At 72.8% G+C, this 21079-nt stretch carries 17 protein-coding genes; 6 read left to right on the forward strand and 11 right to left on the reverse strand.

Going from position 1 to position 21079, the window contains the following annotated elements:
• Window positions 1-69 precede the first annotated feature (69 nt).
• Both ACFYWG_RS06380 and ACFYWG_RS06385 read right to left on the reverse strand, forming a co-directional pair.
• A complete protein-coding gene (locus tag ACFYWG_RS06380) occupies window positions 70-942 on the reverse strand; it encodes an acyl-CoA thioesterase (protein ID WP_376326279.1) in 873 nt (290 codons plus the stop codon).
• Between the two features lie 38 nt (window positions 943-980).
• On the reverse strand, window positions 981-3494 hold the full coding sequence (locus ACFYWG_RS06385) for a DEAD/DEAH box helicase (RefSeq protein ID WP_376326281.1): 2514 nt from the start codon (window positions 3492-3494) through the stop codon (window positions 981-983).
• 144 nt (window positions 3495-3638) lie between these two features.
• Between ACFYWG_RS06385 and ACFYWG_RS06390 the strand changes: the two genes are divergently transcribed.
• A complete protein-coding gene (locus ACFYWG_RS06390; protein ID WP_389199667.1) occupies window positions 3639-4433 on the forward strand; it encodes a metal-dependent hydrolase in 795 nt (264 codons plus the stop codon).
• 99 nt (window positions 4434-4532) lie between these two features.
• Here the strand turns inward: ACFYWG_RS06390 and ACFYWG_RS06395 are convergent, their stop codons facing one another.
• From ACFYWG_RS06395 to ACFYWG_RS06410, 4 genes are all read right to left on the reverse strand, one after another.
• Window positions 4533-4781, reverse strand: coding sequence for a type B 50S ribosomal protein L31 (locus tag ACFYWG_RS06395; protein WP_376326283.1), 249 nt, complete (start codon window positions 4779-4781; stop codon window positions 4533-4535).
• Between the two features lie 75 nt (window positions 4782-4856).
• Window positions 4857-5327 (reverse strand): DUF5709 domain-containing protein, encoded by a 471-nt coding sequence (locus ACFYWG_RS06400; protein ID WP_383507300.1) that lies wholly within the window; start codon window positions 5325-5327, stop codon window positions 4857-4859.
• Window positions 5328-5614: 287 nt separating this feature from the next.
• Window positions 5615-7396 carry an ABC transporter ATP-binding protein gene (locus ACFYWG_RS06405; protein WP_389199670.1) on the reverse strand — a complete coding sequence of 594 codons (1782 nt, stop codon included), beginning with the start codon at window positions 7394-7396 and terminating at the stop codon, window positions 5615-5617.
• Window positions 7393-9333, reverse strand: a complete 1941-nt coding sequence (locus ACFYWG_RS06410) for an ABC transporter ATP-binding protein (protein ID WP_389199672.1) — start codon at window positions 9331-9333, stop codon at window positions 7393-7395. Before ACFYWG_RS06410 ends, ACFYWG_RS06405 begins: the two co-directional genes overlap by 4 nt.
• 234 nt (window positions 9334-9567) lie before the next feature.
• On the opposite strand from ACFYWG_RS06410, the gene ACFYWG_RS06415 reads away from it, so the two are divergent.
• Entirely contained in the window at window positions 9568-10299 is a 732-nt protein-coding gene (locus tag ACFYWG_RS06415; protein WP_385414778.1) for a hypothetical protein, read from the forward strand.
• A 211-nt stretch (window positions 10300-10510) separates the two neighbouring features.
• On the opposite strand, the gene ACFYWG_RS06420 is transcribed toward ACFYWG_RS06415, so the two are convergent.
• Complete coding sequence (locus ACFYWG_RS06420) at window positions 10511-10960, reverse strand: MarR family winged helix-turn-helix transcriptional regulator (protein ID WP_389199675.1); 450 nt, start codon at window positions 10958-10960, stop codon at window positions 10511-10513.
• Window positions 10961-11060: 100 nt separating this feature from the next.
• Between ACFYWG_RS06420 and ACFYWG_RS06425 the strand changes: the two genes are divergently transcribed.
• Together ACFYWG_RS06425 and mltG are read left to right on the forward strand one after the other, a co-directional pair.
• Window positions 11061-12863 carry an ABC transporter ATP-binding protein gene (locus tag ACFYWG_RS06425; RefSeq protein ID WP_389199677.1) on the forward strand — a complete coding sequence of 601 codons (1803 nt, stop codon included), beginning with the start codon at window positions 11061-11063 and terminating at the stop codon, window positions 12861-12863.
• Window positions 12864-12906: 43 nt separating this feature from the next.
• Entirely contained in the window at window positions 12907-13752 is an 846-nt protein-coding gene (mltG, locus tag ACFYWG_RS06430; RefSeq protein ID WP_389199680.1) for an endolytic transglycosylase MltG, read from the forward strand.
• Here mltG and ACFYWG_RS06435 read toward each other — a convergent pair.
• On the reverse strand, window positions 13709-14881 hold the full coding sequence (locus ACFYWG_RS06435; protein WP_389199682.1) for an NAD(P)-binding domain-containing protein: 1173 nt from the start codon (window positions 14879-14881) through the stop codon (window positions 13709-13711). The two genes, mltG and ACFYWG_RS06435, sit on opposite strands and share 44 nt — an antisense overlap.
• 87 nt (window positions 14882-14968) lie before the next feature.
• Here ACFYWG_RS06435 and ACFYWG_RS06440 point away from each other — a divergent pair, with 87 nt between their 5' ends.
• A complete protein-coding gene (locus tag ACFYWG_RS06440) occupies window positions 14969-15391 on the forward strand; it encodes a secondary thiamine-phosphate synthase enzyme YjbQ (protein ID WP_383507275.1) in 423 nt (140 codons plus the stop codon).
• A 252-nt stretch (window positions 15392-15643) separates the two neighbouring features.
• On the opposite strand, the gene ACFYWG_RS06445 is transcribed toward ACFYWG_RS06440, so the two are convergent.
• Window positions 15644-16249 carry a response regulator transcription factor gene (locus ACFYWG_RS06445; protein ID WP_376326304.1) on the reverse strand — a complete coding sequence of 202 codons (606 nt, stop codon included), beginning with the start codon at window positions 16247-16249 and terminating at the stop codon, window positions 15644-15646.
• A gap of 197 nt (window positions 16250-16446) precedes the next feature.
• Between ACFYWG_RS06445 and ACFYWG_RS06450 the strand changes: the two genes are divergently transcribed.
• On the forward strand, window positions 16447-17928 hold the full coding sequence (locus ACFYWG_RS06450) for an MFS transporter (RefSeq protein WP_376326413.1): 1482 nt from the start codon (window positions 16447-16449) through the stop codon (window positions 17926-17928).
• A gap of 61 nt (window positions 17929-17989) precedes the next feature.
• Here the strand turns inward: ACFYWG_RS06450 and ACFYWG_RS06455 are convergent, their stop codons facing one another.
• Window positions 17990-18394 carry a DUF779 domain-containing protein gene (locus tag ACFYWG_RS06455; RefSeq protein ID WP_385414766.1) on the reverse strand — a complete coding sequence of 135 codons (405 nt, stop codon included), beginning with the start codon at window positions 18392-18394 and terminating at the stop codon, window positions 17990-17992.
• A gap of 225 nt (window positions 18395-18619) precedes the next feature.
• Window positions 18620-21025: a SpoIIE family protein phosphatase gene (locus ACFYWG_RS06460; protein WP_389199685.1), complete on the reverse strand. Its 2406-nt coding sequence runs from the start codon at window positions 21023-21025 to the stop codon at window positions 18620-18622.
• Window positions 21026-21079 lie beyond the last annotated feature (54 nt).

Raw genomic sequence — 21079 nt, forward strand, 5'->3', positions numbered from 1 at the left:
GGTCACCGGACAGGGCCCCGGGCGCGATCCGAGGCCCGGCCCCGTGGACCCGTACCGGTGAAGGGCGGCTCAGCCCAGCTTCCGGAAGAGCCCCTCCTGGACGACGGAGACGACCAGCCGTCCCTCCAGGTCGTAGATGCGGCCCCGGGCCAGACCGCGGCCGCCGACCGCGATGGGCGACTCCTGGTCGTAGAGCAGCCAGTCGTCCGCCCGGAAGGGGCGGTGGAACCACATGGCGTGGTCCAGCGACGCCATGTCGAAGCCGCGCGGTCCCCACAGGGGTTCGATCGGGATGCGCACGGCGTCCAGGAGGGTCATGTCGCTGGCGTAGGTGAGGGCGCAGGTGTGCACGAGCGGGTCGTCGCCGAGCGGTCCGACGGCGCGCATCCACACGGCGCTGCGCGGCTCGGCGTCCCGGACCTCCTCGGTGGTCCAGCGCAGCCGGTCCACATAGCGGATGTCGAAGGGCTGCCGGCGGGCCATCCGCTCGAGCTGCTCGGGCAGGGCGCCCAGGTGCTCGCGGATCTCGTCGGTGACCGTCGGCAGGGACTCGGGGTCGGGGACCTTGCGGGCCGGCGGCAGCTGGTGCTCGAAGCTGCCCTCCTCCGGCTTGTGGAAGGACGCGGTGAGGTTGAAGATCGTGCGGCCCTGCTGCACGGCCGTGACCCGCCGCGTGGTGAAGGAGCGCCCGTCGCGGACGTGCTCCACCTGGTAGACGATCGGCACTCCCGGCCGGCCGGGCCGCAGGAAGTAGGCGTGCAGCGAGTGCACGGGCCGGTCGCCCTCCGTGGTGCGGCCGGCGGCGACCAGCGCCTGGCCCGCCACCTGCCCGCCGAAGACCCGCTGCAGGGACTCCTCGGGGCTGCGGCCGCGGAAGATGTCGACCTCGATCTGCTCCAGGTCGAGCAGGTCGACGAGGCTCTCGGCGGGGTTGGTCGTCATGGGCTGGGCTTCTCCTGTGTTCGCTGCTGCCGGGCCGGTCAGAGCTGGCCGACGTCGGTGACGCGGACGACCGCACGGCCCTCGGCGTCGGAGGCGGTGAGGTCGATCTCCGCGCTGATGCCCCAGTCGTGGTCGCCGTTCGGGTCGTGGAAGATCTGCCGGACCCGCCACAGGGCGTTCTCCGGCTCCTCCTCGATGATGAGCAGCTTCGGTCCGCGGGCGTCGGGGCCGGTGCCGAGGTCGTCGTACTCGTCCCAGTACGTGTCCATGGCCTCGCCCCACGCCTCGGCGTCCCAGCCGGACTCGGCGTCCATCTCGCCCAGTTCGCCGACCTGGTCGAGGGCGGCCAGTTCGACCCGGCGGAACATGGCGTTGCGGACCAGGACCCGGAAGGCACGCGCGTTGGCGGTGACGGGCTTGACCTCGTCGGCCTTCTCCTGGGCCTCCTCGGCGGTCATCTCCTCCGGGTTGGCGAGCTGCTCCCACTCGTCGAGCAGGCTGGAGTCGACCTGGCGGACCATCTCGCCCAGCCACTCGATCAGGTCCTGCAGGTCCTCGGACTTGAGGTCGTCGGGGACGGTGTGGTCGAGGGCCTTGTAGGCGCTGGCCAGGTAGCGCAGCACGATGCCCTCGGTGCGGGCCAGCTCGTAGTGCGACACCAACTCGGTGAAGGAGAGGGCGCGTTCGTACATGTCACGGATGACCGACTTCGGGGACAGCGGGTGGTCGCCGACCCAGGGGTGGCTCTTGCGGTACGTGTTGTACGCGTGGAAGAGCAGCTCCTCCAGGGGCTTGGGGTAGGTGATGTCCTGGAGGCGCTCCATGCGCTCCTCGTACTCGACGCCGTCCGCCTTCATCTGGGCCACGGCCTCGCCGCGCGCCTTGTTCTGCTGGGCGGCGAGGATCTGCCGCGGGTCGTCGAGGGTCGACTCCACGACGGACACCATGTCGAGGGCGTACGACGGCGACTCGGGATCGAGCAGTTCGAAGGCGGCGAGCGCGAACGTGGACAAGGGCTGGTTGAGGGCGAAGTCCTGCTGGAGGTCGACCGTGAGGCGGACGATGCGGCCCTCGGCGTCCGGCTGGTCGAGCTTCTCGACGATGCCGCCGTCGAGCAGCGAGCGGTAGATCGCGATGGCCCGGCGGATGTGCCGCAGCTGCTGCTTGCGCGGCTCGTGGTTGTCCTCCAGCAGGCGGCGCATGGCCTCGAAGGCGTTGCCGGGCCGGGCGATGACCGACAGCAGCATGGTGTGCGTCACGCGGAAGCGCGAGGTCAGCGGCTCCGGTTCGGAGCCGATCAGCTTCTCGAAGGTCTGCTCGGACCAGGCAACGAAGCCCTCCGGGGCCTTCTTGCGGACGACCTTGCGGCGCTTCTTGGGATCGTCTCCGGCCTTGGCGAGGGCCTTCTCGTTCTCCACGACGTGCTCGGGCGCCTGGGCGACCACGAAGCCCTCGGTGTCGAACCCGGCCCGTCCGGCGCGGCCGGCGATCTGGTGGAACTCCCGGGCGCGCAGGGTGCGCACGCGGGTGCCGTCGTACTTGGTGAGGGCCGTGAACAGCACGGTGCGAATGGGCACGTTGACGCCGACGCCGAGGGTGTCGGTGCCGCAGATGACCTTCAGCAGACCGGCCTGGGCGAGCTTCTCCACCAGGCGGCGGTACTTGGGCAGCATGCCGGCGTGGTGGACACCGATCCCGTGCCGGACGTAACGGGAGAGATTGCGGCCGAACTTGGTGGTGAAGCGGAAGTTGCCGATCAGATCGGCGATCTGCTCCTTCTCCTCCTTCGAGCACATGTTGATGCTCATCAGCGCCTGAGCCCGCTCCACCGCCTGCGCCTGCGTGAAGTGCACGATGTAGACGGGCGCCTGCCGGGCCTGGAGCAGATCGGTGAGCGTCTCGGTGAGGGGGGTGTAGCGGTACTCGTAGGACAGCGGCACCGGACGGGTGGCGGACCGGACCACCGCCGTGGGGCGCCCGGTACGGCGGGTGAGGTCCTTCTCGAAGAAGGAGACGTCACCGAGCGTCGCCGACATCAGCACGAACTGCGCCTGCGGCAGCTCCAGGATCGGGATCTGCCAGGCCCAGCCGCGGTCGCCCTCCGCGTAGAAGTGGAACTCGTCCATCACGACCTGGCCGACGTCGGCGTCCTTGCCGTCGCGCAGCGCGATCGACGCCAGGACCTCGGCGGTGCAGCAGATGACGGGGGCGTCGGCGTTGACCGAGGCGTCGCCGGTGAGCATGCCGACGTTCTCGGTGCCGAAGATCTTGCACAGCTCGAAGAACTTCTCCGACACCAGCGCCTTGATCGGGGCGGTGTAGAAGGTGACCTCGTCGCGCGCGAGCGCCGCGAAGTGCGCGCCCGCCGCGATCATGCTCTTGCCGGACCCGGTGGGCGTCGACACGATCACGTTCGCGCCGGAGACCACCTCGATCAGCGCCTCCTCCTGGTGGGGGTAGAGCGTGAGCCCCCGCTCGCCGGCCCACGACTCGAAGGCGTCGTACAGGGCGTCGGGGTCGGCGGTCCGCGGCAGCTGATCGATGAGGGTCACGCCCCCATCTTGCCTGGCCCGGTGTCCGATGCGGGAATCGGCTGCGGCCTGGAAGATCACGAACGCTACCCTGGGGCGCCGACCACGCGTCGGCGCTCCCGGTCAACTGGACTGCGGCACACGAGGAATGGGGCGGGCACGGCCATGATGGGACCAGCACACTCACTGTCGGGCGCCGCCGCCTGGCTCGGTGTCGGTGCGGCCGCGGCCGCCGCCGGGCATCCGATGCCCTGGCCGGTCCTCCTGGTCGGCGCGCTGATCTGCGCAGGTGCCGCCCTCGCCCCGGACCTCGACCACAAGGCGGCCACCATCTCCCGGTCCTTCGGGCCGGTGTCGCGCTGGCTGTGCGAGATCGTCGACAAGCTGTCCTACGCGGTCTACAAGGCGACGAAGAAGCAGGGCGATCCGCGCCGCTCCGGGGGGCACCGCACGCTCACGCACACCTGGCTGTGGGCGGTGCTGATCGGGGCGGGCACCTCGGCGGTGGCGGTCACCAGCGACCGCTGGGGCGTGCTGGCGGTCCTCTTCGTGCACATGGTCCTGGCCATCGAGGGCCTGCTGTGGCGGGCCACCCGGGGCTCCAGCAGCGAGGTGCTGGTGTGGCTGCTCGCGGCGACCACCGCGTGGATCCTCGCGGGTGTGCTGGACCAGCCGGGGAACGGGGCGGACTGGCTGTTCACGGAGCCGGGACAGGAGTACGTGTGGCTGGGGCTTCCGGTCGTGCTCGGTGCGATCGTGCACGACATCGGAGACGCCCTCACGGTGTCCGGCTGCCCGATCCTGTGGCCCATCCCCGTCGGCCGCAAGCGCTGGTATCCGGTGGGTCCGCCGAAGTTCATGCGCTTCCGGGCGGGCAGCTGGGTCGAGCTGAAGGTGCTGATGCCGGTGTTCATGCTGCTCGGCGGGGTGGGCTCTGCGGCGGCGCTCAACGTGATCTGACCGCCCGGGGGACGGCCCGCAGCGACCCGGACCGCCCGGGGGACAGCCAGCCGCCGGCCGGCCCGCCCGGGGGACAGCCGGCAGGGAGCCGGAGGGACCTCAGCTGCCGCTGCCGTAGCGCCGCTCGAACGCCGCGACGCGGCCCTCCGTGTCCACCGTGCGGGCCTTGCCCGTGTAGAAGGGGTGGCTCTCCGAGGAGATCTCCACGTCCACGACCGGGTAGGTCTCGCCGTCGTCCCACTCGATGGTGTGGTCGCTGGTGGCGGTGGACCGGGTGAGGAACGCGTACCCGGCGGCGCGGTCGCGGAAGACGACGGGGTGGTAGTCGGGGTGCTTGTCCTGCTGCATGGATGCTCCTCGGGGACTCGGGCGACTCGGGCGGCTGCGGCGGCTTCGGTCGGCCGGCGGGGCGGACGCCCCGGTTCAGCCGGGCAGGGTGTCCTCGTCGACGATGTGCACGGCGGCCTCCTCGGCCGACGCCGCGGCTCCGTCGATGCCCACGTCCAGGGCGACCAGTGCGGACTCCTCGTCCTCGTGGGCGCCCTCGTCGGGGGCGACCAGGCGGCCGGAGCGGGCCGCACCGACCTCGTTGTCGAGGAGTTCCCCGTCGGTGCCCTCGCAGTCCCCGAGACCGTCACCGTCGTAGGCCGCCCCGTCCGGGAGCTCCTCCGCGAGCCGCTGGTCGAGCGTCTCGCCGCGCAGCCGCTCGGCCGCCGTGACACCCAGGTGCTCGACGGCCCAGGGCCGCTCCGGAGGGGACCAGCCCCGGTCGAGAGGATCGTCGACGCCGTCGTATTCCAGGGTGTCCTCGGAGTCGAGCACCCCGGTGTCCTCCCTCTGCTCGTTCTGTTCCGGCTGGTAGACGTCGTCTCCCCAGCCGTCGGAGCTGCTCACGGGTACCTCCAGGGGGTGGGACGGGCCCGCTCATACCCGGGCCGCGCCGGCCGCGACCGCACCGGACGGGGCACCGCCCGCCGCCGCACCGGACGGGGTGCCGCCCGGCGCCGCACCGGACGGGGGCACCGCCCGGCGCCTCGGCGGAACCTGGTGCCGCGCGGGGCGCCGCCGCTGCCGCGGCCCCTCGGGCTTCCCCGAGCCGGTGCCTGATTCCAGAGTTCCACCGAGCCTCGGGACCGCGCAACGCCAGGACGCCGCGGGGCCCGGGCCCGCGCCCGCAGCCCTCACCCGTGCCAGGACCGCCACAGCGCCGCGTACGCACCGTCGGCCGCGACCAGTTCGTCGTGGCTGCCCAGTTCGCTGATCCGCCCGTTCTCGACCACGGCGATGACGTCCGCGTCGTGCGCGGTGTGCAGCCGGTGGGCGATGGCGACGACGGTGCGGCCGTCGAGGACCCGGGCCAGTGAGCGTTCCAGGTGGCGGGCGGCGCGTGGGTCGAGCAGGGACGTCGCCTCGTCGAGAACGAGCGTGTGCGGGTCGGCCAGCACCAGGCGGGCCAGCGCGATCTGCTGGGCCTGGGCGGGGGTGAGCGCGAGGCCGCCCGAGCCGACCTCGGTGTCCAGGCCGTCCTCCAGCGCCCGGGCCCATCCGTCCGCGTCGACCGCGCCCAGTGCGGCCCACAGCTCGGCGTCGACCGCCCCAGTCCTGGCCAGCCGGAGGTTGTCGCGCAGGGACCCGACGAACACGTGATGCTCCTGGTTGACCAGCGCCACGTGCTCACGGACGCGTTCGGCGGGCATGCGGGACAGCTCCGCCTCGCCCAGCGTGATCCGGCCGTCCCGGGGCGCGTAGATCCCGGCGAGCAGCCGTCCCAGCGTGGACTTGCCCGCGCCCGAGGGGCCGACCAGGGCCAGCCGGGTGCCGGGGGAGACCTCCAGGGACACCTTGCGCAGGACGTCCACGCCCTCCAGGTAGCCGAAGTGCACCCGGTCGGCGCGCACGTGCCGCCCCTCGGGGGACGTCGCCGGATCGCCCCGGTCGGGCTGGATGTCCCGCACGCCGACCAGCCGGGCCAGGGACACCTGCGCCACCTGCAGCTCGTCGTACCAGCGCAGGATCAGCCCGACCGGGTCGACCAGCATCTGGGCGATGAGCGCGCCGGTGGTGAGCTGGCCGACGTCGATCCACCCCTCCAGGGCGAACACGCCGCCGATCATCAGCACCGAGGCGAGCACGGTGAAGTGGGTGACGTTGATGACCGGGAAGAGCACCGACCGCAGCCAGAGCGTGTACCGCTCCCAGGCGGTCCACTCCCGGATCCGTCGCTCCGACAGCGCGATGCGGCGGTCGCCGAGGCGGTGTGCCTCGACGGTGCGCCCGGCGTCGACGGTCTCGGCCAGCGCGGCGGCCACGGCGGCGTAGCCGGCGGCCTCCGAACGGTAGGCCGAGGGCGCCCGCCGGAAGTACCAGCGGCAGCCGGCGATCAGCAGCGGCAGGGCGACCAGCACGGCGAGGGCCAGCGGTGGCGCGGTGGCGACCAGCCCGCCCATCAGCACGACCACCCACACCACACCGATCGACAGCTGCGGCACGGCCTCGCGCATCGCGTTGCCCAGCCGGTCGATGTCGGTCGTGATCCGCGACAGCAGGTCACCGGTGCCGGCCCGCTCCAGCACGCCTGGCGGCAGTCCGACCGAGCGGATGAGGAAGTCCTCGCGCAGGTCGGCCAGCATCCGCTCGCCCAGCACCGCGCCCCGCAGCCGCACCTCGCGGACGAACAGGGCCTGCACGACCAGTGCGGTCAGGAAGAGACCCGCGGTGAGTTCCAGCCGCAGGTCACGCGCCCCGTCGGACACCCGCTCCACGAGCCCGCCCAGCAGCCACGGTCCGGCCATCGAGGCGAGGACGGCCACGGTGTTGACGGCGACCAGGACCGCGAACGCGCGCCGGTGCCGGCGCAGCAGTTCGGTGACGTAGGCGCGGACGGTCGCCGGGGCGCCGACCGGCAGGGTGCTCGCCGTCGTCGGGGCCGCCGGGTCGTAGGCCGGTGGTGCGACGCCGATCATGCCTTCTCCTCGATCTCTTCCAGGTCCCGCATCACGTCCGCCTCCATCAGCTCGGCCCGCAGGACGTCGTCCCTAGGGCCCCGGTCCTGCCGACCGTCTCCCCGGGGGCCGACCTCCTGCGGATCGCCCGCCCGCGGATTGCCCTCCCGCGCAGCGTCGTCGTGCGGAGCGTCGTCCTGCCGGCCGTCCGGCGCCGTCGCCGCCTCGTCGTCGGTCTCCCGCGTGACCACCGCCCGGTAGCGCGGCTCGCTCAGCACCAGCTCCCGGTGGGTCCCGGCCGCAACGACCTCGCCCTCGTGCAGGAAGGCGACCCGGTCGGCCCGGTCCAGCAGCAACGGGGAGGAGGTGAACACCACGGTCGTGCGCCCTGCGCGCACCTCGCGTACGCCGGCCGCGATCCGGGCCTCGGTGTGCGAGTCGACGGCCGAGGTCGGCTCGTCCAGCACGAGGACCCGCGGGTCCGTGACCAGTGAGCGGGCGAGGGCGAGCCGCTGGCGCTGACCGCCGGACAGCGACCGGCCGCGCTCGGTGATCCGCGCGTCCATGGGGTCGTCGGCGTCCAGCGAGCCCTGCACCAGCGCCGCCAGCACGTCGTCGCACTGCGCGGCCGCCAGCGCCCGCCGCGGCTCCACCTCACCGGAGGCGGGCACGTCGAGCAGTTCCCGCAGGGTGCCCGACAGCAGCACCGGGTCCTTGTCCTGGACCAGGACGGCCGACCGGGCGTCCGCCAGCGGGAGTTCGTCGAGCGGGACACCTCCGAGCAGTACGGAGGTGCCCTCCTGCGACGGGTGCCCGCCCAGGCGTTCGGCCAGCCGGCCCGCCGCGTCCGGGTCGCCGCACACCACCGCCGTGAGCTGCCCCGCGCGGGCGAGCAGCCCGGTCCGAGGGTCGTACAGGTCTCCCGAGAGGCGAGCGGCCGCCCGCGTGCCCTTGCTGTCCGTCGCCCGCTCCAGCGCCAGCACACCCGCCGCGCGCCGTGCGGAGGGCCGGGAGAAGGAGTACGCCATGGCGATCTCCTCGAAGTGGCGCAGCGGATAGCTGAGGATCATCACCGAGCTGTAGACGGTGACCAGTTCGCCGACCGTGATCCGGCCCTGGCGCGCCAGGTGCACGCCGTACCAGACGAGGCCGACCAGCAGCAGGCCGGGCAGCAGTACCTGGATCGCCGAGATCAGGGACCACATGCGGGCGCTGCGCACGGCCGCGTGCCGGACCTCCTGGGAGGCGCGGCGGTAGCGGTCGAGGAACAGCTCCTCACCGCCGATGCCGCGCAGCACGCGCAGACCGGCGACGGTGTCGGAGGCGAGTTCGGTGGCGCGGCCCGCCTTCTCGCGCTGGACGTCGGCGCGCCGGGTGGCGCGCGGCAGCAACGGGAGCACGGCCAGCGCCACCACGGGCAGGCCCGCGGCGACGACGACACCGAGCGAGGGCTGGTGGACGAGCAGCGCGGCGCAGACCAGCACGACCGTGACGACGGCCGCGGTGAAGCGGGACAGGGCCTCCACGAACCAGCCGATCTTCTCCACGTCGCCCGTGGAGACCGCCACGACCTCACCGGCCGCCACCCGCCGGGTCAGTGCCGAGCCCAGTCGTGCGGCCTTGCGGGCGAGGAGCTGCTGGACCCGGGCCGCCGCCGTGATCCAGTTGGTGACGGCCGCGCGGTGCAGGAAGGTGTCGCCGAGCGCGCTTCCGGCGCAGGCCAGCGCCAGCAGCCCGCCCGCCAGGGCGAGTTGCGACCCGGAGCGGTCGACGACGGCCTGCACGGCGACACCCACGCAAAACGGCAGCGCGGCGACGCAGCCGAAGTGCAGCAGGCCCCAGGCGAGCGCCTTCAGCTGCCCGCCCAGCTGGTTCCGGAACAGCCACCACAGGAAGCGGGAGCCCGAACGCGTGTCCGGTACGCCCGGGTCGGGATACGGAAGGTCTTGGATCTGCATGACGTCCCAGTGGCTCGTGTCAGGCGGAAGGGGGAGGGGAGCGGAGGGGAGCGGACGGGAAGGGAGGGGGGAGGAGCGGGAGAGGTGCGGGGCCGAAGGCAGCAAACCGTGACAGGTTCGCGTTGCGACGCGGCCGGAGGCAAACGGTTTTCCGGCCGACGGCCGGACGGGACACGGCCGTCGAGCGGGCGACCCGGCCCGCTGCCGCCCGGAGCGCGGTGCGACCATGGAGCGATGCACAGTGGTGGCGTACGACGAGCGGTGACCGCGACGGCGGTCGCCGCCTCTTTCCTGACGGTTCTGTCCGCCTGCGGCGGCGCGCAGGGCGGCGGTGGGACGGACGCCGCGCGCCCGGCGACCCGCACCCACGCGGCCACGGCCGATCCGACCCGCATCCCCGGGGTAGGGGACCGGCTCCAGCGGCGGATCCCGTCCGGTTCCCGTCAGGTCGTCGCGGTCTACGGGGACGGGAAGGACTCCGCCGACGCCAGGGTCGTCCTCTACACCAAGCACGGTTCGACCTGGCAGCGGGAGCGCGGCTGGGACGGGCACAACGGCAAGAAGGGCTGGACCACCGACCACCACGAGGACGACGACCGCAGCCCCGTGGGCGTGTTCACCCTCAGCGACGCCGGCGGCGTGCTGCCGGACCCGGGATCCGGGCTGCCGTACACCCGCTCCGCGGCCTTCGCCGCCCCGCGCTGGTGGGCCCGGTCGCACTGGCACGACTTCGACTACGTGATCGCCATCGACTACAACCGCGTCAAGGGCACCCCGCCGAACGATCCGACCCGCCCCGAGGGTCAGAAGAAGGGCGGCGGAATCTGGTTGCACATGGATCACGGCAGCGGCACGTCGGCCTGCGTCAGTGTGCCCAAGTCGGCGATGAGGTACCTGCTGCGCACGCTCGACCCGCGCCGGCATCCCGTGGTCGTGATGGGGGACAAGGCCCACCTGGCGGCCTAGGTCCAGAACTGACGGACGCTATTGACAGGTGGGTCTCCCGTCTCTGGGAGACCCCCATGACGGAACGCGAGCTCGCAAGACGCGTCCGCCATCGGCTCGCAGTGCTGCCGCAACCGGTGCTGACCGGAGTACCGCTCCCGTCTGTCACACAACCGGTGGCGGCCGGGCCGACCCTGTGCGTGCCGCAGCCCGGAGGAGCGCGTCCGGGCGGTCAGCAGCGCTCCGCCGGCGTCCCGTCGATCAGCGTGTCCAGCAGCCCGCCCAGCGTCTCGCGCTGGTCCTCCGTCAGCGGGGCGAGGATCTCCTCCGCCGCCGACCTGCGCACGGTGTGCAGCTCGCGCAGCGTGGACCGGCCCTCGTCCGTGAGCTCGATGCGGATGACGCGCCGGTTCGCCGGGTCGGGGACCCGCCGCACCTTCCCGCTCGCCTCCAGCCCGTCCACCAGGGTCGTCACGGCACGCGGCACCACCTCCAGCCGCTCGGCCAGATCGGCCATGCGCGGCGGCGAACCCCAGTGCGCGAGCGTGCGCAGCAGCCGCGACTGGGCCGGTGTGACGCCCAGCTCTCGCTGCTGCAGATGACGCTTCTGGATGCGATGCACCCGGCGGGTGAGCCGCAGCAGCTGCTCGGCGAGAAGTCCGTCGGCGTCGGGCGTGGTCATGCCGGGAACAATATCAGGATGACGTTCATTGTGAGTTGAGGTAACAATGAACGACGGTCCGACCCGCCGCACCCCGGCGGCACCACCCGCGAAGGAGCCCATGCGTCCCGACCCCGTCATCGCCTGGACCCCGCCCGACGGCATGCAGGAGCAGCCCCGGCAGGTCCGCCGCATCCTCGGTCTGTTCCGCCCCTACCGGGGCCGCCTCGCGATCGTCGGCCTGCTGGTCGGCGCCGCGTCACTCGTCTCGGTCGCCACGCCCTTCCTGCTGAAGGAGATCCTGGACGTCGCGATCCCGCAGGGGCGCACGGGCCTGCTGAGCCTGCTCGCCCTCGGCATGATCCTCAGCGCCGTCCTGACCAGCGTCTTCGGGGTCCTGCAGACCCTGATCTCCACGACCGTCGGCCAGCGCGTCATGCACGACCTGCGCACCGCCGTGTACGGCCGGCTCCAGCGCATGTCCCTGGCGTTCTTCACGCGCACCCGCACCGGTGAGGTGCAGTCGCGCATCGCCAACGACATCGGCGGCATGCAGGCCACCGTCACCTCGACGGCGACCTCCCTGGTCTCCAACCTGACCAGCGTGGTCGCCACGATCGTCGCGATGATCGCCCTGGACTGGCGGCTGACGATCGTCTCGCTGCTGTTGCTGCCGGTCTTCGTGTGGATCAGCCGCCGCGTCGGCGACGAACGGCGGAAGATCACCACGCAGCGCCAGAAGCAGATGGCGGCCATGGCGGCCACGGTCACCGAGTCGCTCTCCGTCAGCGGCATCCTGCTCGGGCGGACCATGGGCCGCTCCGACTCCCTCACGAAGTCCTTCGCCGACGAGTCCGAGGACCTCGTCGACCTCGAAGTGCGCTCGAACATGGCCGGCCGGTGGCGCATGGCCGTCATCACCATCGTCATGGCCGCCCTGCCCGCCGTCATCTACTGGACCGCCGGCATGGCCCTCCAACTGGGCGGCCCCGCGGTGTCCATCGGCACGATCGTGGCGTTCGTCTCGCTCCAGCAGGGCCTGTTCCGCCCCGCCGTCAGCCTGCTGTCGACCGGGGTGCAGATCCAGACCTCGCTCGCGCTGTTCCAGCGCATCTTCGAGTACCTCGACCTGCCGATCGACATCACCGAGCGGCCGGACCCGGTCCGCCTCGACCGCGTCAAGGGCGAGATCCGCTTCGAGAACGTCACCTTCGGCTACGGCGACAAGGGCGGTCCGATCCTCGACGGCATCGACCTCACCGTGCCGGCCGGGGGCAGCCTCGCCGTGGTCGGCCCGACCGGCGCCGGCAAGTCCACCCTCGGCTACCTGGTGCCCCGCCTGTACGACGTGACCGGCGGCCGCGTGACCCTCGACGGGGTCGACGTGCGGGACCTCGACTTCGACACCCTGGCGCGCGCGGTCGGCGTCGTCTCGCAGGAGACGTACCTCTTCCACGCCTCGGTCGCCGACAACCTGCGCTTCGCCAAACCCGACGCCACCGACGAGGAACTGCGGCGGGCGGCACGGGCGGCGCAGATCCACGACCACATCGCGGCCCTGCCCGACGGCTACGACACGGTCGTCGGCGAGCGAGGACACCGCTTCTCCGGAGGCGAGAAGCAGCGACTGGCCATCGCCCGCACCATCCTGCGCGACCCGCCGGTCCTCATCCTCGACGAGGCCACCAGCGCGCTGGACACCCGCACCGAGGCGGCCGTGCAGGACGCCATCGACGCGCTGTCGGCGAACCGCACGACGCTGACCATCGCGCACCGGCTGTCCACCGTGCGGGGCGCCGACCAGATCGTCGTGCTCGACGCGGGGCGCGCGGTCGAACGCGGCACCCACGAGGAACTGCTGGAGCAGGACGGCCGGTACGCCGCCCTGGTACGCCGGGACGCCCAACTGCAACCGACAAAATGAAAATATGCCGGGTTTGTGACGATATGCGGGTTACCGTGCCCGCATGCAGAAGAACACTCCGCCACGGAGCACGATTCGACTGACGCGCCGGGGCCGCATCGCCCTCGTCGTGACCGGAGCCGTCGTGGTCGGTACCGCCGTGGCGGTGCCGCTGCTGACCCTGACGCCCGGGGACGACCCGCGGCCCACGACCCTGGTCGTCCCGGAGGGCTGGCGCGCGAGCCAGGTCTACACGGCCGTCGACAAGGCCCTCGAACTGCCCGCGGGCAGCACGAAGAAGGTCGTCGCCAAGGCCGCGCTGAAACTGCCGAACGACGCCGACGGCAACCCCGAGGGCTACCTCTTCCCGGCGACGTATCCGCTGGGCGAGAAGACGACGCCCGAGAAACTGCTGTCGCTGATGGTCGACACCGCGAACGAGAAGTTCAACGGCGCTCCCATCGCCGCCGGAGCCCAGCGCAACGCCATGAACGTCTACCAGGCCGTCACCATCGCCAGCATCGTGCAGGCGGAGGCGGCCACCAAGGCGGACATGGGCAAGGTCGCCCGGGTCGTCTTCAACCGGCTGGAGCGCGGCATGCCGCTCCAGATGGACTCCACCCTCAACTACGCCCTCGGCCGCTCCACCCTCCGTACGACGCTGCGCGACACGCAGATGGACAGCCCCTACAACTCGTACCAGCGCATGGGCCTGCCGCCGACGCCCATCGACAACCCGGGCGAGCAGGCGATGCGCGCGGCCGTCAACCCGCCTCCGGGCGACTGGCTGTACTTCGTCACCGTCCGCCCGGGCGACACCCGCTTCACCGCCGACTACCAGCAACACCAGCGCAACGTCGCGGAGTTCAACGCCCGGCAGAAGAGCCCGCAGGCACGGGCGGCGGGGTGAGGTGGCGGGGTGGGGCCACGGTGTGCGGTGACGGCGGCCGGCCCTGCGCCGCCCCGGCGGCCGCCGGCTCCCGGTCCAGCAGGCGCCTGATGTCGCGGACCGCCGCGCGGCCCGCGCGGTTGGCCCCGATCGTGCTGGCCGAGGGGCCGTAGCCGACCAGGTGTATCCGCGGGTCCGCGACCGTGCGCGTGCCCTCCATGCGGATACCGCCGCCCGGGCCGCGCAGCCGCAGCGGAGCGAGGTGGTCGATCGCGGCGCGGAAACCGGTGGCCCAGAGGATGACGTCGGCGTCGACGTGCCGGCCGTCCTTCCACTCCACGCCCGTGGGGGTGATGCGGTCGAACATCGGCTGCCGGTCCAGCACCCCGTCCTCGATGCCCCGCCGGATCGCGTCGTCGAGCGGCAGCCCGGTGACCGAGACGACGCTGCGGGGCGGCAGTCCCTGCCGCACCCGCTCCTCGACGAGCGCGACCGCCGCCCGGCCCGCGTTCTCGTCGAACGGTCCCTCGCGGAACACGGGCGGACGCCGGGTCACCCAGGTGGTGGCCGCCGCGTGCCCGGCGATCTCCAGCAGGTGCTGGGTGCCCGAGGCGCCCCCACCCACCACGACGACCCGCTGCCCGGCGAAGGTTTCGGGCCCGGGGTACTGAGCCGTGTGCAGCTGCCGTCCGCGGAAGCTCTCCTGGCCCGGGTAGTGCGGCCAGAACGGCCGGTCCCAGGTGCCGGTCGCGTTGATCAGGGTCCGCGTCGACCAGTCGCCGTCCGAGGTCTCCACCAGGAGCCGGCCGCCGGTGCCCTCGCGCACCGCCCGTACCTCGACGGGGCGCCTGACCCGCAGGTCGAAGACCCGCTCGTACCGGTCGAAGTACTCGCTGATCACCTCGGCCGACGGCCGCGCGGGATCCGCGTCCGTGAGCTCCATGCCCGGCAGCGCGTGCATCCCGTGCACCTTGCCGTACGTGAGCGACGGCCAGCGGAACTGCCAGGCGCCCCCGGGACCGGGGGAGTGGTCCAGCACGACGAAGTCGCGGTCCGGCGCGAAGCCGGCACGCCGCAGGTGGTGGGCGGCCGCCAGCCCTGCCTGACCGGCGCCGATGACGACTGTCTGCACCTCGCGCGGATTGTTCACGCTTCTACCAACGCGGCCGAAGGCGTGGATCTTCCCTCCGGGCGGGGTGGCCGGGCGGTGCCGGGCGCATGGGCCAGGATGGAGGGCATGTCTGATGCCTTCACCACTCGAGTCCTGAACGTCAGCACCGGATCCGCGGAGAGGGTCCTCGACATCACCGGTGACTGCGAGGCGTTCCTGCGCGAGGCCGCCGCCGGCCGCGACGGCCTGCTGAACGTCTTCGTCCCGCACGCCACCGCCGGGATCGCCGTCCTCGAGACCGGCGCCGGCAGCGACGACGACCTGCTGTCCGCGCTGCACACCCTGCTCCCCGCCGACGACCGCTGGCAGCACCGGCACGGCAGCCCCGGCCACGGCCGCGACCACGTCCTGCCCGCCCTCGTCCCGCCCCACGCGACCCTGCCGGTCGTCGACGGCCGCCTGGAGCTGGGCACCTGGCAGTCGGTGTGCCTGGTGGACACCAACCGGGACAACCCGGACCGCACGGTGCGCCTGAGCTTCCTGGGCTGAGCCACCGGCCGAACACCCATCCCGCATCGGCGTTCCTCCCGGGTGGCGGATGACGGCTTCACGTCGAAGGCGTGACAAACGGTGCTGGTCCGCGGCCTGCCGCCTCTGCCATGCTCGTGGCAGATCCCGGGACAGGGCGCGAGGGCCCGCGGGGGCCGGGCAGGTACACCTCGATGACCTGCCCGGCCGTTCCTCGGTCCGGGGGCGTTCAGGGGCGCCCCCGGGCGCCCGGGGCACGGAGGCGGCGGGCGCTCAGACCCAGCCCGACTCGGTGGCGATCCGGATGGCGTCGATGCGGTTGCGGCCGCCCGTCTTGCGGGTGATCGCCGACAGATGGTTGCGGACCGTCGCCACGGACAGGCACAGCCGCTCGGCGATCTCCCGGGTGGGCGTGCCGTCGGCGGTCAGCCGCAGCACCTCCACCTCGCGCGGGGTCAGCGGGTTCACGCCCGCGTCCAGCGCCGCCAGCGCGAACTCCGGGTCGACGAACCGCTGCCCCCGCACCAGCTTGCGCACGCCGTACACCAGCCGGTCCGGCGGGGCGTCGGTGCTGATGACCCCGGCGGCGTGCAGATCCAGCAGGCGGCGCAGCCGCTCGGGTGTCGTCGAGGCCATCATCAGCAGCATCCGGCACTCCGGCAGCCGCTCCCGCAGCTCGCCCCGCACGGCCAGTTCCTCGCCCTCGCGGGAGTCCACGTCGATCACGGCCACGTCCGGCCGGCACGCCAGCGCCCGCGCGAGCACGTCGCCCTCGCCGTCGGCCTCGGCGACGACCTCGATGTCGTCCTCGCGCGACAGCAAGGCGTGGAACGCCCCGCGCACGAGACGGCTGTGCTCGACGAGCAGAACGCGGATCACGCTCGGATTATCGCCGTCCGCCCCGGAGATTTCAGTTCGGGCGCCCACGTGCCCGGTGGTGGCCGGCCGGGGCCGGTCGAGTGGTGAGGCCCAGGAGGCGGGCGTACCGTCGAACGGTGGACACCGCAGGCAGCAGCCCGCAGCCGGCCGCACCACAGGCGACCACCACCAGGGAATCCGGTGGTGGCGGAAACGCCATGGCGCTTCTGGTCATCGCCTCGTGCCAGCTGATGGTCGTACTCGACATCACCATCGTCAACATCGCTCTGCCGCACATCCAGAGCGATCTGGACTTCTCCACCACGAGCCTGTCGTGGGTCGTGAACGCCTACACCCTCACCTTCGGCGGCCTGTTGCTGCTCGGCGGCCGGGCCGGCGACATCCTGGGACGGCGGCGCGTCTTCATCTTCGGCGTGCTCCTCTTCGTGTTCGCCTCCCTGCTCGGGGGGTTCGCCCAGAACTCCGGCCAACTCCTCGGCGCACGCGCCCTCCAGGGCGTGGGCGGCGCGATCGCCTCCCCGACCTCCCTCGCACTGATCAGCACCACCTTCCGCGAGGGACCGGAACGCAACCGCGCCTTCGGGGTGTTCGCCGCGGTCTCGGCAGGCGGCGGCGCGATCGGCCTGCTGGCCGGCGGGATGCTGGTGGAGTGGCTCAACTGGCGGTGGGTGCTGTTCGTCAACGTGCCCATCGGACTGCTGATCGTGCTCGCCACCCCCAAGTGGATCCGCGAGTCCGAACGCCACCCCGGCCGCTTCGACATCACCGGCGCCCTCACCTCCACGGCGGGCATGGTGCTGCTCGTGTACGGCTTCATCCGGGCGGCGCAGGACGGCTGGCGGGACCCGCTCACCCTGGGCTCGTTCGCCGCGGCGGTCGTCCTGCTGGTGGCGTTCGTCCTGGTGGAGCGGCGCTCGAGACAGCCCATCACGCCGCTGCACATGTTCGCCGACCGCAACCGCGCGGGCACCTACGGCATCATGCTGTGCCTCGCCGCCGCGATCTTCGGGATGTTCTTCTTCCTGACCCTGTTCGTGCAGAACGTGCTGGACTTCAGCCCGTTGGCCGCCGGTCTCGCCTTCCTGCCGGTCAGCGCGGTCATCGCCGTCGGCGCCGGCCTGGCCTCGCGGTTCCTGCCCGTCTACGGGCCCAAGCCCTTCATGGTGACGGGCGCGATCCTGGCGGCGATCGGACTGGGCTGGCTCACCCTGACCGACGTGCACTCCACCTACGCGGGCAGTGTCCTCGGCCCGATGCTGGTCTTCAGCCTCGGGATGGGCATGGAGTTCGTCTCGCTGACCCTGATGGCGCTGTCCAACGTGCCCACCCCCGAGACCGGCGCGGCCTCCGGGCTCCTCAACGCCACCCAGCAGGTCGGCGGCTCCCTCGGGTTGTCCATCCTGGTGACCATGTACGGCACGGCCAGCACCAACGAGGCCGAGAAGCAGGTCCCCGACTTCCTGCGCCAGGCGACACCGGTGGAACGGCTGCGGTTCGAGCGCACCGGGCAACTGCCCAAGCCCTGGTCCGACGAGATCCTCACCGCCGGCGTCTCGGCCGCGTTCATCATGGCGGCCGTCTTCACCGCCGTGGCCGCGCTGATCGCCCTGGTCGTCATCCAGGTCCGCCCCTCCGACCTGGAACGCCTCAAGGGCGGAACGACACCCGGCCCCCTGTGAGTCCGGCCGAGCCGCGCGCCGGACACACCCCGCAGCCCGACCGGCGCCGGGATCCCCGCGGTTACGCGGTCTCGTCCGCGCCGGTCGGCAGGGGCGGCTCCGACTCCATGCGGCGCAGTTCCTCGTCCGTGAGCAGGCGGGAGCGCAGCAGGAAACGGACGCCCTCGGGGGCCTCCAGCGAGAAGCCGCTGCCCCGGCCCGGGACCACGTCCACGGTGAGGTGGGTGTGCGACCAGTAGCGGAACTGGTCGCCGCTCATCCAGAACGGGGTGTCACCGCCCACCCGGCCCAGCAGGACGTCCGAGGCACCCACCCGGAACTCGCCGCGCGGATAGCACATCGGCGCGCTGCCGTCGCAGCAGCCGCCGGACTGGTGGAACATCACCGGCCCGTGCGCGGCGGTCAGGCGCCGCAGCAACTCCTCTGCCGCGGGCGTCAGTTCGACACGTCCCGTGCGTACGGTCATACGGTCCCTCCCCGACACGGCGGTGGCCGGTCGTCCAGTATCGGCCCGCACGGGTAGGGGACCGCAAGCCCCGTGCGCCGCCGACCGGACCACGAGGAGGGCGCGTCGACGCTCTGCCGGCGTGCCACGCCCTTGTCACCCGCGGCCTCTTCGACTCCGGCCTGGACGATGGGCACGTCGGCCGGTGCGCGGCGCCGCGCTGAAATGGGGGAAGCGCGGGCCGACTCACGGCCTGCCCGAGGGCAGGGCCTGTTCGGCCCAGATGGTCTTGCCCGTGGCCGTCTGCCGGCTGCCCCAGCGCTCGGCGAGCTGCGCGACGAGCATCAGCCCCCGTCCGCCCTCGTCGAAGACCCGGGCCCGGCGCAGGTGCGGTGCGGTGCTGCTGCCGTCGGACACCTCGCAGATGAGACTCGCGTCGCGGATCAAGCGCAGCTCGACGGGGGCGCCGCCGTACCGCAGCGCGTTGGTGACGAGTTCGCTGACGATCAGCTCGGTCGCGAACTCGGCCTCCGACAGCCCCCATGCGGCCAGCTGCTGACCCGCCATCCTGCGGGCCCGGGCCACCGCGGAGGGCTCCGGCGGCAGCTGCCAGCTGCGCACCCGCCCGGCGTCGAGCGCGGACGTACGGGCCAGCATCAGCACGATGTCGTCGGCGGGCCTGCCCGCCGGCAGTGTGCGCAGCACCCGGTCGCAGGTCTCGTCCAGTGTGCCCGCACGATCGCCCAGCGCGCGGCACAGCAGGCCGACGCCGTTCTCGATGTCGTGCTCCGGAGCCGTGACGAGGCCGTCCGTGTACAGGGCGAGCAGGGTCCCCTCCTCCAGTTGCAGCTCCCCGGCCTCGAAGGGCAGACCGCCCAGGCCCAGCGGCGGCCCGGCCGGCAGGTCCATCAGCCGCACCGCACCGCCGGGCGTGACCAGCGCGGGCGGCGGGTGCCCGGCGCGGGCCGCCGTGCAGCGCCGGGAGACCGGGTCGTACACGGCGTACAGGCAGGTGGCGCCCACCTGCCCGGACTGCGTGTCCGCTCCGCGCGCGCCGGGACCCTCGTCCCGGTCCAGCCGGACGACCAGGTCGTCCAGCCGGGTGAGCAGCTCGTCGGGCGGGAGGTCGACGTCCGCGAGGGTGCGGACGGCGGTGCGCAACCGGCCCATCGTGGCCGAGGCGTGCACGCCGTGGCCCACCACGTCCCCCACCACCAGGGCCACCCGGGCGCCGGACAGCGGGATGACGTCGAACCAGTCACCGCCGATGTCCGCGCCGTAGCCGGCCGGCAGGTAGCGGTAGGCGACGTCGACGGCCGCCAGCCGCGGCGGCCGCCGCGGCAGCAGGCTGCGCTGGAGCGCCAGAGCCGTGCGGCGCTCCCGGGTGAAGCGGCGGGCGTTGTCCACGCTCACCGCGGCCCGGGTGACGATCTCCTCGGCGAGCAGCAGATCGTCCTCGCTGAACGGCTCCGCGGTCCGGTGCCGCAGGAAGTGGACCAGGCCCAGGGTGACTCCCCGGGCGCGCAGCGGTGCCAGCACCACCGAGTGGATCATGTGCCGGGCCACGGTCTCGGCCCGGGCGGAGGAGGAGGCGACCCACCCCCGCAGCTCCGGATCGCCCGGCCGGTGCAGGCTGGCCCGGCCCGCGGCCAGGGTGCGCAGCGGGAGCGTCCCCACCGGGTAGCGGGTGGTGTCGCCGGAGGCGACCACCGACTCCGGGCAGCCCCGCAGCACCGACCGCTGCGCGGTGCGCCGCACCGTCACGGGGGTGTCCCGCGGCAGCGGGCCCGGCTCGTCGCCCACGGTGACGGACTCCAGCAGGTCCACGGTGACGAAGTCGGCGAACCCGCCGGCCACGGCGACCTCGGCCAGCTCCTCGGCCGTCCGGGTGATGTCGAGGGTGCTGCCGATCCGCGTGCCGGCCTCGTTGAGCACCGCCAGCCGGCGGCGGGCCCAGGACTGCTCCGTCGTGTCGAACACGGTCGCCGACATGCCCCGCACGGCGCCCGTCTTGTCCTTCAGCGGGGACATGAACATCGACCAGGCGTGCCGCCGGATCTCGCCCGGGGCCTTGCCGTGCGACTCGTGGAAGAGCGTCTCGCCGGTGCGCAGGACCTGGCGCTGGAGGCGGTCGTACTCGTCGAAGGGCGGGTTGGGTTCGATCTCCCGGAGGGTGAGGCCCTTCATCTCCTCCTCGGTGCGGCCCATCACCTCGGTCATGGTCTCGTTGGCGGCGACCAGCCGGGCGTCCCGGTCGTAGACCGCCACGGGCACGGGCAGTTGGGCCAGTGCGAGGTCCCACAGGGGGAGGGTCGCCGGCTCGGCCGGTCCGGCCCGGTACGCCGGCGCGGTCCCGGTCACCAGCCACAGCCGACCGCCGTCCGCGTCCACCAGCGGCGTCCCCTGCAGCCGGACCACGACCCGGTCGCCGTCCCGGTGCCGCAGCGCCACCTCGCCGGCCCAGCGGAGCCCGTCGGCCACATGCCGCCGCGTGGACTCCGGGAGCCCGGCGGCGAGCAGGTCCGTCACGGGCCTGCCCACCACGTCGGCGGAGTCGAACCCGAGCAGCAGGCGGGCGCCGTCGCTCCACACCATGACCGCCCCGCCGGCGTCGACGACGACCGCCAGGCCCTCCGGTACGCGTCCCTCCACGGTGCCTCCGGTGTGACGCCTCTCGACCGTTCACGGGTTCCTGCCCCGATTGTC

Origin of the sequence: Streptomyces sp. NPDC003456, from assembly GCF_042878735.1 — a bacterium.
Classification (GTDB): domain Bacteria; phylum Actinomycetota; class Actinomycetes; order Streptomycetales; family Streptomycetaceae; genus Streptomyces.